Source organism: Micromonospora zhanjiangensis, assembly GCF_042650605.1.
Taxonomy (GTDB): domain Bacteria; phylum Actinomycetota; class Actinomycetes; order Mycobacteriales; family Micromonosporaceae; genus Micromonospora_J; species Micromonospora_J zhanjiangensis.
Window position 1 is genome coordinate 119464 of record NZ_JBHSBN010000009.1, and the last position, 14603, is coordinate 134066.

The 14603-nt window shown below is 71.8% G+C and carries 11 protein-coding genes; 4 read left to right on the forward strand and 7 right to left on the reverse strand.

Translation table 11 applies throughout. The annotated features are described in order from the left end of the window. Window positions 1-85 precede the first annotated feature (85 nt). The 4 genes from ftsX to ACFOX0_RS15740 all read right to left on the reverse strand — a co-directional run bounded on the left by ftsX (window position 86) and on the right by ACFOX0_RS15740 (window position 3633). Window positions 86-961, reverse strand: a complete 876-nt coding sequence (gene ftsX / locus ACFOX0_RS15725; RefSeq protein WP_377546177.1) for a permease-like cell division protein FtsX — start codon at window positions 959-961, stop codon at window positions 86-88. 84 nt (window positions 962-1045) lie between these two features. Beyond that, on the reverse strand, window positions 1046-1726 hold the full coding sequence (gene ftsE / locus ACFOX0_RS15730; protein WP_377546179.1) for a cell division ATP-binding protein FtsE: 681 nt from the start codon (window positions 1724-1726) through the stop codon (window positions 1046-1048). Window positions 1727-1854: 128 nt separating this feature from the next. After that, window positions 1855-2976, reverse strand: coding sequence for a peptide chain release factor 2 (gene prfB / locus ACFOX0_RS15735; RefSeq protein WP_377546181.1), 1122 nt, complete (start codon window positions 2974-2976; stop codon window positions 1855-1857). Window positions 2977-3117: 141 nt separating this feature from the next. After that, complete coding sequence (locus tag ACFOX0_RS15740) at window positions 3118-3633, reverse strand: PadR family transcriptional regulator (protein ID WP_377546183.1); 516 nt, start codon at window positions 3631-3633, stop codon at window positions 3118-3120. A gap of 314 nt (window positions 3634-3947) precedes the next feature. On the opposite strand from ACFOX0_RS15740, the gene ACFOX0_RS15745 reads away from it, so the two are divergent. Beyond that, window positions 3948-6488, forward strand: a complete 2541-nt coding sequence (locus tag ACFOX0_RS15745) for a helicase-associated domain-containing protein (RefSeq protein ID WP_377546185.1) — start codon at window positions 3948-3950, stop codon at window positions 6486-6488. A 197-nt stretch (window positions 6489-6685) separates the two neighbouring features. Here ACFOX0_RS15745 and pruA read toward each other — a convergent pair whose 3' ends face one another. Beyond that, window positions 6686-8314 carry an L-glutamate gamma-semialdehyde dehydrogenase gene (pruA, locus tag ACFOX0_RS15750; protein WP_377546187.1) on the reverse strand — a complete coding sequence of 543 codons (1629 nt, stop codon included), beginning with the start codon at window positions 8312-8314 and terminating at the stop codon, window positions 6686-6688. A gap of 251 nt (window positions 8315-8565) precedes the next feature. Between pruA and ACFOX0_RS15755 the strand changes: the two genes are divergently transcribed. Continuing rightward, on the forward strand, window positions 8566-9588 hold the full coding sequence (locus ACFOX0_RS15755) for a GlsB/YeaQ/YmgE family stress response membrane protein (protein ID WP_377546189.1): 1023 nt from the start codon (window positions 8566-8568) through the stop codon (window positions 9586-9588). Between the two features lie 21 nt (window positions 9589-9609). On the opposite strand, the gene ACFOX0_RS15760 is transcribed toward ACFOX0_RS15755, so the two are convergent. Next, on the reverse strand, window positions 9610-10113 hold the full coding sequence (locus ACFOX0_RS15760; RefSeq protein ID WP_377546191.1) for a DUF6912 family protein: 504 nt from the start codon (window positions 10111-10113) through the stop codon (window positions 9610-9612). A gap of 225 nt (window positions 10114-10338) precedes the next feature. On the opposite strand from ACFOX0_RS15760, the gene ACFOX0_RS15765 reads away from it, so the two are divergent. Together ACFOX0_RS15765 and ACFOX0_RS15770 are read left to right on the forward strand one after the other, a co-directional pair. Then, window positions 10339-10566 (forward strand): helix-turn-helix domain-containing protein, encoded by a 228-nt coding sequence (locus ACFOX0_RS15765; RefSeq protein WP_377546193.1) that lies wholly within the window; start codon window positions 10339-10341, stop codon window positions 10564-10566. A 238-nt stretch (window positions 10567-10804) separates the two neighbouring features. Continuing rightward, window positions 10805-11470 carry an Rv3235 family protein gene (locus ACFOX0_RS15770; RefSeq protein WP_377546195.1) on the forward strand — a complete coding sequence of 222 codons (666 nt, stop codon included), beginning with the start codon at window positions 10805-10807 and terminating at the stop codon, window positions 11468-11470. A gap of 204 nt (window positions 11471-11674) precedes the next feature. Here ACFOX0_RS15770 and secA read toward each other — a convergent pair whose 3' ends face one another. After that, entirely contained in the window at window positions 11675-14554 is a 2880-nt protein-coding gene (secA, locus tag ACFOX0_RS15775) for a preprotein translocase subunit SecA (protein WP_377546197.1), read from the reverse strand. Window positions 14555-14603 lie beyond the last annotated feature (49 nt).

The following is a 14603-nucleotide window of genomic DNA, read 5'->3' on the forward strand; positions in this document are numbered from 1 at the left end:
GCAATGCTACCCCGAACGGCCCGAAACGGCGGTCGCCGCCCGCCGGGAGACCCGGTGAGCGGCGACCGAACGCGGCGTACGGTAGCTAGACGCGCAGGTAGAAGCGCAGGGTGACCCAGGCGGTGATGGCGCTGACCAGCGCGCCGACCCCGGCCATGAACGGGAACATCAGCAGGACGCTGCTCCAGCTGATCGGGGTCAGCAGGTCGGTGAGGTCCCGCAACGAGCCGTCCAGCAGGAAGATCTTGCCGAGCGCCAGCGCGCCGAAGCCGAGGATCGAGCCGATCAGGCCGGCGACCACCGCCTCCAGCACGAACGGTGCCTGGATGAACCAGTTCGAGGCGCCCACCAGCTTCATCACCGCGACCTCGCGGCGCTTGCTGTAGGCGGCGACCTGGATGGTGTTGGCGACCAGCAGCAGGGCGGCGATGGCCATCACCGAGGCGGCGATCAGGGCCATCCGCTGTACCGCACCGAGGATGTTGAAGATCTTCTCCAGCAGTTGGCGCTGGTCGACGATCTCGTCGATGCCCTCGGTGTTCTTGTACTTGTCCTTGATCTGCTGGTACTCCTCCGGGTTCTTCAGCTTGACCCGGTACGACTCCGGCAGGGTGTCCGGCTTGATCGCGTTGACCAGGTCCGGGGCGTCCCGCCACATCTCCTTGAAGTTCTTGTACGCGTCATCCTTGGACTCGTAGATGACCTTGCTGACCAGCGGGTCGCTCTTCAGGGCCGCGTCCAGGCTGGTGCGCTGCGCGTCGGTGACCTCCTTGCTCAGGAAGATCGCCACCTGGACGTCCTGGTAGTACCGGGTCTTCATGTTGTCGACCTGGATGAACAACAGACCGCTCGCGCCGAGCATGGTCAGCGACACGGCCATGGTGATGATCATGGCAATGGTCATCGTCACATTGCGCCAGAGCCCGACCAGCACTTCGGACAGGACGTACTTCACGCGCATCGGGGGTTCCCTTCGGATCTCCGCAGAGAGTCGATCGTGGTCAGGTCAGGTGTCGATGGCCGGCGATCCGGCCGAGCCGCCGGCTCAGCCGTAGACACCACGGGCCTGGTCGCGCACGATCCGACCACTCTCGATCTCGATGACGCGGCGGCGCATCTGGTTGACGATGTTGGAGTCGTGGGTGACCATCACGACGGTGGTGCCGGTCCGGTTGATCCGGTCCAGCAGACGCATGATCTCGATCGAGGTGTCCGGGTCCAGGTTTCCGGTGGGCTCGTCGGCCAGCAGGATGAGCGGCCGGTTGACGAACGCCCGGGCGACCGCCACCCGCTGCTGCTCACCGCCGGACAGCTCGTGCGGGTACCGGTGCTCCTTGCCGCCGAGGCCGACCAGCTCGAGCACCTCCGGAACGACCCGGCGGGCCACCGCCTTGGTCTTGCCGATCACCTCGAGGGCGAACGCGACGTTCTCGTACGCGGTGCGGTTGGGCAGCAGACGGAAATCCTGGAAGACGCAGCCGATCGAGCGCCGGAAGTGGGGGATCTTCCACGACCGCATCGACGTGACGTCCCGGCTGTTGACGACGACCCGTCCCTTGCTCGGGTGGACCTCGTGCAGCAACAGCTTGATGATCGTGGACTTGCCGGAGCCGGAAGGACCGATGAAGAAGACGAACTCGCCCTTCTCGATCGACACCGACACGTCGTCCAGCGATGGCCGGGACGCCTTCGGGTACGTCTTCGTCACTTGCTCAAGCTGAATCACGGGTCGAGAGTCTACGCGGTGTGATGGAACTGCCAAGTCCGACGGTCCGCCCCCCGACCGATGTTGTCAGCTAAGCGAAAATTGTCATGGCTGCCGGCCGCGCCGCGCCACCGTGCGGCCCCGGACGCTCACTGAGCGTCAACCGCCAGCTGGCTCTGCTTGCGCCACCGGATGCCCGCCTCGATGAAGCTGTCCAGCTCACCGTCGAAGACCGCGCTCGGATTGCCGGTCTCCTGCTCGGTTCGCAGATCCTTCACCATCTGATACGGGTGCAGCACGTACGACCGCATCTGGTCGCCCCACGAGCCGGCGGCGTCGGTCTTCAGGCCGGCCATCTTGGCCTGCTCCTCCTGCCGCTTGCGCTCCAGCAGCCGGGCCTGCAGCACCCGCAGCGCGGACGCCTTGTTCTGCAGTTGGGACTTCTCGTTCTGGCAGGTGACCACGATGCCGGTCGGGACGTGCGTGATCCGGACCGCCGAGTCGGTGGTGTTCACGCTCTGCCCACCCGGCCCGGACGAGCGGTAGACGTCGACCCGCATCTCGTTCTCGGGGATGTCGATGTGGTCGGTCTGCTCGACGACGGGCAGCACCTCGACCCCGGCGAAGCTGGTCTGCCGCCGGCCCTGGTTGTCGAACGGGCTGATCCGGACCAGCCGGTGCGTGCCGGACTCGACACTGAGCGTGCCGTAGGCGTACGGGACCTTGACCGTGAAGGTGGCCGACTTGAGCCCGGCCTCCTCGGCGTACGAGGTCTCGTAGACCTCGGTGGGGTAGCCGTGCCGTTCGGCCCAGCGCAGGTACATCCGCAGCAGCATCTCGGCGAAGTCGGCGGCGTCCACCCCGCCGGCGCCGGCCCGGATCGCCACCAGCGCCTCCCGGGAGTCGTACTCCCCGGACAGCAGGGTGCGGACCTCCATCTCCTGGATGGCCTTGGTCAGCGCACCGAGCTCGGTCTCCACCTCGTGCAGCACGCCCGAGTCGTCCTCCGCCTCGGCCAGCTCCAGCAGCACCCGGCCGTCGTCGAGCCGGCGACGCAGGTCCTCCAGCTTGGTGATCTCGCCGCCCACGTACGACAGCCGGGAGGTCACGTCCTGGGCCCGGGCCTGGTCGTCCCACAGGTCCGGTGCGGAGGCCTCCTCCTCCAGCCTGGCCTTGTCCCGGCGCAGGCGGTCGACATCGAGGACTGCCTCGATGTTGCGCAGCGTGGCGTCGAGGTCTTTGAGCTGGTCGGCGTATTCGGCAGCGGTCACAACAGGCAAGAATACGTCGCCCCCGGCGGAACCCGACCACCTGCCACCGAACGGGCGCCGGCGGGTGGTCCCGGCACGGGCGGACGGGTCGGCGGAGGGGCCGTCCGCCCGTGCGTCCCCGGCACGTCGGCGCCGGGCGGGTCAGGCGCTCGGAGCGTTCTTGAGCCAGGTCAGCGCCGCCTTGTGGTACGCCACCGCGAACTCCAGGGCCGCCGCGCCGTACGTGTCACCGGTCTTCTTGGCCTCCTTGGCCTGGTCACGGGCCAGGGCCAGGGACTCGGTGTGGTAGTCGTTCGCCCCGGCGTAGAGGTTGCGCAACTGGGTCGCCGAGTGCTGGGGCCCGAAGGCGACCCGCAGGGCGGTCGGGTTCCGGATGGTGTCCCGCCCGGGGGTCTCGGCCAACCAGCGGGAGAATGTCCGTTTTCCGGCCGCGGTGATCGCGTACGGCTGGCTGGACCGCGGTCCGGGCTTGCCGAGCCGGACCAGACCCTGGTCGGCCAGCACCGGCAATTCGCGGTAGACCTGGCTGCGGGTCATCGACCAGTACGGTGCGAGTCGTCGTTCGGCGGCGGCCATCAGCTGGCCGCCGGTCATCGGTCCCTCGTGGAGCAGGCCGAGCAGAGCGGCCGCTGTGGGGTTGATTCCTGTATCCGCCATGCCCTCTACGCTGCCACTTTGCGGACCCGGCGTCCAGAAAATGGCTGATCTGCGGCAAATCGTCATCCACTGTGCACTGTCCGTCACGGACAGTCCATTGAGGAATTTCGATGCTTGTGCGGATGGGGCGGGTGAGGAGATCCGGCCGTAGCGGGCACGGGGGTGGCAGAAGCATGGTATTGCACAAAACGCCCAGGCGGCCCTAAACGGCGACAATAAGCCCCGGAAAGTGGGCCCGGTCCGGTCGACACGCCGGTCGCCCGGAGGCGGCGCCGCGTTGACCCGCCGGCACCGGTGCGGCAGATTGACCGATCGTGGCATCCCCCCTGGTCCGCTGGCTCGCCGGGCGTACCGCCGACGAACTCGCGGCGATCCTGGCCCGCCGGGCCGACGCGCTCGGCCCGACGGAACCGGACGACCTCGCCGATCTCGCCACCCGGTTGCAGTCGCGCGCCTCGGTGACCGCCGCGCTGAGCGCCCTGCCCCGCCCGGCGCTTCAGCTGATCGAGGCGGTGCAGGCGTCCGGCGGTCCGACCACGTCGGTGGAACGTCTCGCCGCCCTGCTCGGCCGGTCGTCCGACGACCCGGAACTCGGCGCCACCCTGGCGGTGCTCGCCGGTCGGGCGCTGGTCTGGCCGGACGGCGTCGAGCTGCGGATGGCCGCTCCACTCTGGTCGGCCTTCCCGCGTCCGCTCGGGCTGGGCGCCCGGGCCGAGCGGCTGCTCGCCGGGCTGCCCGCCGACCAACTGCGGGCCGTCGCCCGGGCGCTGACGCTGCCCCCGGCCCGCGGCCGGCGGGACCTGCTGACCGGCGTCTGCGCCGCCCTGGCCGACGGCGACCGGGTCCGCGAGCTGGTTTCGGCCGCCCCGCCGGCGGCCCGCACGCTGCTCACCGAACTCGCCCACGGCGAGCCGCTGGTCGCCGTACCACCGGGCCACCGCGACCGGCCCGCCGACGACGCCGTCGGCTGGGCCACCCGGCGCGGCCTGCTGATCTGGGACGGGTGGCGGCACGCCCAGCTGCCGGCCGAGGTGGGCGTCGCCCTGCGCGGACCGGACTGGCGGGCACCGTTCGACCCGGAGCCGCCGGGTTGGACGCTTACCGACGTACCGGTCGAGGCCGTGCGGCGGGAGGCCGCGGCCGCCGCGACGGCCGCCCTCGACCAGGCCGCCGCGCTGCTCGGCCTGGTCGACGCGGCGCCGGCCACCACGCTCAAGACCGGCGGCGTCGGCACCCGGGAGCTGCGCCGGTTGGCCCGGGCCGCCGGCTGCGACGAGCCCCGGGTACGGCTGTGGCTGGAGCTGGCGTACGCGGCCGGCCTGGTCGGCTTCGCCGACGGCCAGTTGCGCCCCACCGACCGGTACGACGAGTGGCGTGCCGCCGAGCCGGCCGACCGGCTGTCGACGCTGCTGCGGGTCTGGCCCCGGCTGCCGGCGGCGCCGCTGGCCGACGTCCGACCGGACGGTACGCCGGCCGGCGCGGCACTGTCCCGGGACGGCACCGGGTTGACCGTCGGCGACCTGCGGACCGCGCTGCTGCGCACCATCGGCGACCTGCCCGCCGGGCGGGGCGCCGGTGACGACGGCGAACTCGCCGCGGCGCTGTCCTGGCAACTGCCGCTGCTGGGCGGGTCCGAGCCGGACACCCGGCTCGCGGTGCTGGCCGGTCTCGCCCGGGAGGCCCGGGCGCTCGGCGTGGTCGCGCACGGCGCGCTGTCCACCCTGGGCCGCGCCCTGTTGGCCGACCCCGGATCGTTACCCGCCACCGCCGCGGCGCTGCTGCCCCGCCCGCTGGCCGGGGCGCTGTTCCAGAACGACCTGACCGCGGTCGTGCCGGGCGTCCCCGCGGCGGCGCTCGCCGACCTGCTCGACGCCGCCGCGGTACGCGAGTCCCGGGGCGGCGCCACCGGTTGGCGGTTCACCGCGTCCTCGGTCCGCGCCGCGCTGGACGCCGGCCATGATCCGGCCGGCCTGACCGCCGCCCTGCGCGCCGTGGTGACCGGTGACGCGTTGCCGCAGCCGCTGGAGTACCTGATCCGTGACGTCGGCCGGCAGCACGGTCGGGTACGGGTCCGGGCGGTCGGCTGCGTGCTGCGGGTCGACGATCCGGCGCTCGGCGCCGAACTGCTGCGGGCACGGTCGTTGGGTCCGCTGAAGCTGACCGAGCTGGCCCCGACCGTACTGGCCAGCGGCCGACCGGTCGCCGAGACGCTGCGGGTGCTGCGGGACGCCGGTTACCCGCCGGTGGGCGAGGACGCCGCGGGCCGGCCACGGATCGAACGGCCGCCCCGCCTGCGGGCACCGGTGCCACGCCGACCGGCCGCTCCGCACCGCCCGGCGCAACCCGCGTCACCGGCCGGGGCGGCGGGCGCTGCCGGCGCGGCCGGCACGGCCGGGCTCGTGGAGCTGGCGGGTCGGTTGCTGGCCGGGTCCGCGGGTCCGGCCGGGCCGCCACGGACCGGGCCGACGGCGTCCGCCGGACGGCCGCGGACCGGGCCGACGGAACTGACGGGTCGGTCGCGGACCCGGCCGGCGGAGCCGGTGGCCGGCGAGGCCGAGGCGCTGGCCACCGTCATCCGGCTGCCGGTGGGTGCCGCCGCCGACCCGGACGATCCACTGCCGGTGGTGCACCGGCACGCCCGGCAGCTGCAGCCGGACGAGCGGCGCCGGCTGGCGACGGCGATCGACCGGGGCGATCCGATCAAGATCAGCTACCGGGACTCCGCCGGGGACTACACCGTCCGGATCGTCGAGCCGGTCTGCCTGGACGGACGCCTGCTGGTCGCCTGGTGTCACCTGCGCGCCGACGAACGCAACTTCGCCCTCGACCGGATCGAGTCGGTCGCCCCGGCGTAGCCGGTGGGTGGGTGGCCCGGTGGGCGGGTGGGTGCGCGGGTGGGCCGGTCGAGCACGGAGAGTGCCGCCCGCCGAGGACAGGTCACTTTCGGCGCCACATCGAATTCGTAGTAGCTACTACTTTCTCGATGTGGCGCCGAAATCGGGACCGGCTTCGGCGCGCCCGCTGCCGCCCGCGCGGCGGGCGGCTGGCGGCGTCAGCCCATGTGCGGGTAGCGGTGGTCGGTGACCGGGACGAAGGTCTCCTTGATGGTCCGCGGGGACATCCAACGGACCAGGTTCAGCGGCGAGCCGGCCTTGTCGTTGGTGCCGCTGGCCCGGGCGCCACCGAACGGCTGCTGCCCCACCACGGCGCCGGTCGGCTTGTCGTTGATGTAGAAGTTGCCGGCCGCGTACCGCAGCTTGTCGCCGGCCCAGGCGATCACGCGCCGGTCGGTGGCGAAGATCGAGCCGGTCAGCGCGTACGGTGCGACCGATTCCGCCTGCGCGACGACCGCCTCGAACCGGGCGTCGTCGTAGACGTGCACGCCCAGGATCGGGCCGAAGTACTCGGTGGTGAACGACTCGTGTGCCGGGTCGGTGCACTCGAACAGCGTCGGCCGGACGAAGTACCCCTCGGAGTCGTCGGCCGTGCCGCCGGCCAGGATCCGGCAGGTGTCGTCGGACTTGATCATGTCGAGGGCGGCGGTGTGCCGGGCGAACGCCTTGGCGTCGATCACCGCGCCACCGAAGTTGGCGAAGTCGGTCACGTCGCCGTACCGCAGCGAGTCGACGGTGGCGGCCATCCGGTCGGCCAGGCCGCCCGCCCAGATCGACCGCGGGACGTACGCCCGGGACGCGGCCGAGCACTTCTGGCCCTGGTACTCGTAGGCACCGCGGACCAGCGCGGTGTGCAGGGCGTCGACGTCCGCGCTGGAGTGCGCGATGACGAAGTCCTTGCCACCGGTCTCGCCGACCAGCCGGGGGTAGCCGCGGTAGCGGTCGATGTTCTCCCCGACCGTGCGCCAGAGCTGCTGGAAGACCTTCGTCGAGCCGGTGAAGTGGATACCGGCCAGGTCCGGGTCGGCGAGCACGACCTCGGAGATCTCCGGGCCGTGCCCGGTGACCAGGTTGATCACGCCGGGCGGCAGGCCGGCCGCCTCGAACAGCCGCATGGTGAAGTGGGCGGCGAACTGCTGCGTCGGCGCCGGCTTCCAGACCACGGTGTTGCCGACCAGGGCGGGCGCGCTGGGCAGGTTGCCGGCGATCGCGGTGAAGTTGAACGGGGTGACCGCGTAGACGAAGCCCTCCAGCGGCCGGTGGTCGAACCGGTTCCACACCCCGGCCGACGAGATCGGCTGCTCGGCCAGCAGTTGCCGGGCGAACGACACGTTGAACCGCAGGAAGTCGATCAACTCGCAGGCGGAGTCGATCTCGGCCTGGACCGCCGTCTTGGACTGGCCGAGCATGGTGGCGGCGTTGAGCGTGTCCCGCCACGGTCCGGACAGCAGGTCCGCCGCGCGGAGGAACACCGCGGCGCGGTCGTCAAAGGACAAATCACGCCACATCGGGGCGGCTTCCTTCGCAGCCGTCACCGCTGCCGCCGCGTCGGCGTTGGTCGCGTTGTGGGTGACCCCCAGCACATGCCGGTGCCGGTGCGGCTGCACGACCTCGATCGCCGCACCCGCGGCCATCCGCTGCTCGCCGCCGACGGTCATCGGCAGGTCGATCCGCTCGGCGGCCAGCTCACCGAGCCGCCGCTGCAGGCTGTCCCGCTCGGCGCTGCCCGGGGCGTAGTCACGCACCGGCTCGTTTCGCGGCTCGGGTACGGAGAACACGGCGTCCATCAGAAGCTCCTGAGCGATCTCGGCAACAGTGGCGAAATCGGACCCACGGGCCATGGCCTGTCGCCATGCGCCTCGGGCCGCTGCCCCGGGGTGACCGGAGCCGCGACGGCGGGACCTGCGCCAATCCTCCCACGCCCGACCGCCCCCGCCGACCCCGCGTACCCTGAAGGGCCGGCGGCGGGCCACGAGCGCCGCGCCCCTGTCTCCGCCGCCCCACCGGTGCGGCCCGGGCATCCGCTGAAGGGGAAAAGATGACCAAGAGATCCGGCACCACCGCGGACCCGCCGGCCGAGCCCGTCGGCGGCGCGACCCGCGCGACCCGGCCGGTTCCCGCGCCCGGCGCCGCCCTGCTGGCCGTGCTGGCCCTGATCTGGCTGGCCACCATGCTGTGGTCGGCCCGGACGGCGATCTTCTCGAACGCCGGGACGTTGTCGATCACCATGTCCGCGTACGCGCTGCCGGCGCTGGTCGGGCCGAGCCTGGTCGCCGGGGTCGCGGCGAGCCTGCTCACCGCGAACCTGCTGGCCCGGCGCGGGATCGGCCGACCGACCCCGCGGTTCGCCGCGGCGATCGGGGTCGGACTGGTCACCGGCGTGCTGGCCGCCCTCGTGGTCAAACTCACCTACGGCGGCGGCGCGGCCGTCACCATCCTCGCCGGCACCATCGCCGCCGCGGTGATCATCGGCTCGGCGCTCGGGGTGCTCCGGCCCTCGGTGGTCGGCGCCGCCCTGCTCGCCTCGCTGGCCGTCTCCGCCGTCACCTTCACGCTGGCCTACTTCAAGACCGACCTCACCACCCTGTACGGCTCCGGCGACACCATCGAGTCGCAGGCCGGCGCGCTGCGCTGGTTCTCCTGGACCGCCTCGCTGGCCAGCGGGCTGGTCGCCGGCCTGCTGGCCTTCGGTTACCTGCGCCGCACCGGGCGCCGGGCCGAACTCGTCGACCCGGACCGGCCGCCGCTGCGGTGGCCCGCCTACCTGGCCGCCGGCGCCGGCGCCGGGTTGCTGCTGCTCGTGGCCGAGGTGCTGATCCGCACCGCCGGATCGCGGGTGCTGGCGCTGGCCGGCTCGATCAGCGCCGCCGACCGGGACGCCCAGGGGCTGCTCGGCGGCTCCCGGGTCAACCACGCGCTGGTGGTGCTCTTCGTCGGCGCGCTCACCGCGCTCATCGCCTTCGGTCGCACCCTGGGACCCGCCGCCGAGGACGCCGGGCCGGACGACGAGGCGATCGAGCCGGGCAAGCCCGCCGAGAGCAGCGAGCCGGTCACCCGCTGACCGACCGCGTGGGCACCGGACCTAGCCCACCAGCGTGTCCAACTCGGACACGTCGTACCACTCCAGTTCGTGGTCCTCGGCGCCGTCGACGGTGAACTGGGCGTCCGGATCGCCGGCCAGGGCCTCGCCGATCACGGCTGCGGCGGCCTCGACGTCCGCCGCCGCGTCCGCGCCGTCGACGTGGACCGCGGCCACCGCGGCGAGCGGGATCGGCCCGGTCAGCCGCACCAGGCTGGAACCGAGTTCGAGGTCGCCACCGGGCACGCTGCCGGGCGGCAGGTCGGCCGAGACGACCACCCGCCGGCGGGGCGCCCCGGCATCGTCCCGCAGCAGGCGCAGGGCGTCCTGGGCCGCCCGGGTGAAGGCCACGTACTCCAGTTCCTCCTCGTCGCCCTCGGCGTACCACTCCCGCAACGCGGGGGTCACCGCGTGTGCGCCGGCCGCCGGCAGTGCGCCCTGCTTCCGCAGGTTCGCCAGCATCGGCACGGTGGCCGGGACGTACACCCGGACGAGTTGGTCCTTCACCGCTGTCTCCCACCTGAACCCGTACCCGCCGGCCTCGGACGACCGCGCGGCGCGCCGATCATGCCGTACGCCGCTCCTGTAGTACACCCGTTGGCGGCGTTCGGGAAGCCGACTCTCCCGGATACGCCCGGTTGCTCCTTTTCGGCCCCGAAGCCCGCGACGCCGCCGCCCCCGTGGTCGATGGCAAACTGAGGCAACGACCACTCACCGTCGGGAGTCTTCCTCGTGGAGTCCAGGTTCCTGCTGCTGTCCGACGTCGCAGCCGAGCTGAACGTCTCGGATTCGCAGGTCTACCACATGGTGCGCAGCGGGGAGCTTCCGGCGATCAAGATCGGCGGTCGGGGGCAGTGGCGGGTCGAACGCGCCCGGCTGGAGGAGTACATCCAGCGCAAGTACGCCGAGACCGCCGAGTGGGTGAAGGACAACCCCCTCGTCGACCGCGAGCCGGACTAGCCCGAACCCGCACCGGCCCGCCGCTCACCCAGCCTCACCCCCTCCGCCGCCCATCCCGCCCCGCCGCTCATCCCGCCCCGCCGCCCACGCGGCCGGCAGAAGCGGCAGGTTCAGGTCGCCCGTCGATCGTCGATTTCTGCCGCCCGGATGACATTGACGTGCGCCGTCATCTTTAACTTAAATATGTCGAACGAAGGCAAACGAAGGCAAACGCAAGATCGATTAATCGGAGCGCCCGATGCCCGCAGTCCGGACCAGGCCCGGAGTCCGTCCATCCATCCGACTGCGCGCCGTCCCGCCGCTGGATCCGCCGTTCGACGACGAATCGTCGGTGGCGACCTGGCCGCCGCCCTCGATCGACCAGCTCGCCTTCGACCTCTGGGCCCGTCGCCGCGGTGCGGGGGAGACGCCCCTCGCCGCCCACCCCACCGGCGCCGGCACACCCGCCGGCGGCCGAATCGAACCAGCCGGCACTCCGGCCGGTGCCGGTGCCGGGACGGCCGGGGCGGCCGGTGCCGGGACGGCCGGAGCGGTCGCCTCGCCGGGGACGAGACAGGCCGCCCACCTGGTCCTCGGCCGGTGCCTGGAGATCCTCAACGGCTACCGCCCGGTCGGACACCTGCGCGCGTTGTCCATCCCGGCCCACGCGCCCGGCCTGGTCGAGCGGATCGGCGCCGCCGTACGGCGGATCGGCAGTCCGGCTACGCCCCGGCCCGGACGCCCGACCGTGCCGTTCAGGCTCCGACGGGTACGCGTCTGCGAGCCCCGCCCCGGAGCGGCCGAGATCGCCGCCGTGCTCGGCCGGGGCGACCGGGCCTGGGCCATGACCCTGCGGTTGGAGCGGCGTCGGGGCAACTGGCTGCTCACCGATGCCGACCTGCTGATCGGCCGGGACACCTCGTGATGGTGCGGCGCCCGTGCACCCCGACACCGACCAGCCGGGTCAGCACCGGCCACTACCCGGCCGGGTCGGCACCGATCTGCCCGGGGCGCTCACCTGGAACGGCCGGTGGGCGTCCCGGGCCTCCACCCGGCCCGCACGTCAAAAGGCCGCGGGGCCGCCGTCGGCGCTCGGTGCGCTGACGACGACCCCGCGGCCGTTGTCGGATCAGGCTCCGCCGGACGGCGCGCCGTGGCAGCGCTTGTACTTGCGACCGGAGCCGCAGGGGCAGGGCGCGTTCCGGGACGGGCCGTTACCGCTCGCGGCCTGTCCGGCCGAGGCGGAGCGCCGGGCCGCGGCGGCGGCCGCGGCGGCACCCGGAGCCGGGTTCGTCCCGCCGGCGGGCCGGCCCACCCCGAGCGCCGGGGCCTGCGCCTCGGGCCGCTCGACGGCGACCCCGCCCGCGCCGGCCTCACCGTCGATGGTGGGCGCGGAGTACTGCAGACCCTGCGTACGCGGCGGACGGTTGAGCCCCTTGGCCTTGATCTCCACCGGCTGTTCGAGCAGTTTGACCTCCTGCTCGGGTGCGGGCTGCGGCTCCTCGACCTGGACCTCCAGGTTGTAGAGGAAGCCGACCGTCTCCTCCTTGATGCCGTCCATCATGGTGGCGAACATGTCGAAGCCCTCCCGCTGGTACTCCACCACCGGGTCGCGCTGGGCGTACGCCCGCAGGCTGATGCCCTCCTGCAGGTAGTCCATCTCGTACAGGTGCTCGCGCCACTTGCGGTCGATGACCTGCAGCAGCACCATCCGCTCCAGCTCACGGGTCGCCTCGCTGCCGAGTTCCTCCTCCCGGCGGGCGTACGCCTCGTGCGCGTCCTCCTTGAGCCGGGCCAGCAGGAAGTCGGCGTCGAGGCCGTTGCGCTCGCCGCCCACCTCCTCCTCGAGGTCCTCGATGGTCACGCCGATCGGGTAGAGCTGCTTGAGGCTGGCCCAGAGCTGTTCGAGGTCCCAGTCCTCCGGGTAGCCGTCGGAGGTGGCCCCGGTCACGTACGCGGTGATCACGTCGTCGATCATGTGGTCGACCTGGTCGTGCAGGTCCTCGCCGTCGAGCACGCGCTTGCGCTCGGCGTAGACCACCTGGCGCTGCTTGTTGAGCACCTCGTCGTACTTCAGGACGTTCTTTCGGATCTCGGCGTTCTGGCCCTCGATCTGGGCCTGCGCGCTCTTGATCTGGCGGGTGACCATCTTCGACTCGATGGGCACGTCCTCCGGGATGTTGAACCGCTCCATCACGGCCTCGACCGCGCCGGCCCGGAACCGGCGCATCAGCTCGTCCTGCAGCGACAGGTAGAACCGGGACTCGCCGGGGTCACCCTGCCGGCCGGCCCGACCGCGCAGCTGGTTGTCGATCCGGCGCGACTCGTGCCGCTCGGTGCCCAGCACGTAGAGACCGCCGGCGGCGGTGACCTCCTCGGCCTCGGCGTCGCAGGCCTGCTTCCACTGGGGCAGGACCTCCTCCATCGCCTTGGCGTAGTCGTCCGGGGTCTCGTCCGGGTCCAGGCCGCGCTGGCGCAGCTCGTTCGCGGCCAGGAACTCCGGGTTGCCGCCGAGCAGGATGTCGGTGCCCCGGCCGGCCATGTTGGTCGCCACGGTGACCCCGCCCTTGCGGCCGGCCTGCGCGATGATCTCCGCCTCCTTGGCGTGGAACTTCGCGTTCAGCACCGCGTGCGGGATGCCACGCCGCCGCAGCAACTGCGAGAGGATCTCGGAATTCTCCACCGAGACCGTGCCGACCAGCACCGGCTGGCCCAGCGCGTGCCGCTCGGCGATGTCCTCCACCACGGCGTTGAACTTGGCCTTCTCGGTCTTGTAGATGACGTCCGGCATGTCCATCCGGACCATCGGCCGGTGGGTGGGGATGGACACCACGCCGACCTTGTAGACCTTGTTGAACTCGCTGGCCTCGGTCTGCGCCGTACCGGTCATGCCGGAGAGCTTGTTGTAGAGGCGGAAGTAGTTCTGCAGGGTGATCGTGGCAAGAGTCTGGTTCTCCTGCTTGATCTCCACGCCCTCCTTGGCCTCGATGGCCTGGTGCATGCCCTCGTTGTACCGCCGGCCGTGCAGGATCCGGCCGGTGAACTCGTCTACGATGAGGACCTCGCCGTCGCTGACGATGTAGTCCTTGTCGCGCTTGTAGAGCTCCTTGGCCTTGATCGCGTTGTTCAGGTAGCCGACCAGCGGGGTGTTCACCGACTCGTACAGGTTGTCGATGCCCAACCGGTCCTCGACCTTGGCGACGCCGCGCTCGGTGACCGCGATGGTGCGCTTGGAGTAGTCGACCTCGTAGTCGCCCTCGCCGTCCTTGCCCGACTGCAGCCGGGCCACCACTCCGGCGAACTCGGAGTACCACCGGGCCGAGTGTTCGGCCGGGCCGGAGATGATCAACGGCGTCCGGGCCTCGTCGATCAGGATCGAGTCGACCTCGTCGACCACGGCGAAGTTGTGCCCGCGCTGCACCAGTTCGTCCTTCGACCAGGACATGTTGTCCCGCAGGTAGTCGAAGCCGAACTCGTTGTTGGTGCCGTAGGTGATGTCGCACTCGTACGCGGCCCGGTGCTCGGCGGACGGCCGGTTGGGCAGCACCACCCCGACGGTGAGGCCGAGGAACTCGTGCACCCGGCCCATCCAGGCGGCGTCCCGCTGGGCCAGGTAGTCGTTCACCGTCACCACGTGCACGCCCTCGCCGGCGAGCGCGTTGAGGTAGACCGCCATGACCGAGGTCAGGGTCTTGCCCTCACCGGTCTTCATCTCGGCGATGTTGCCGAAGTGCAGCGCCGCGCCGCCCATCACCTGGACGTCGTACGGACGCTGGCCCAGCACCCGGGCGGCCGCCTCGCGGACCACCGCGAAGGCCTCCGGGAGCAGGTCGTCGAGGGTCTCGCCATCGGCCAACCGTTCCCGGAACTGGTCGGTCATGCCCCGCAGTTCCTCATCGCTCAGGTCGAGGTAGTCGTCCTCGAGCGAGTTGACGGCGTTGGCGATGGCCTTGAGCCGGCGCAGCATGCGTCCCTCGCCGGCATTGAGGACCTTTTCCAGTATCGACACGGATCAACGCTCCCCTAGACAGTCTGCGAACCATCGTAGGCGCTCCGTC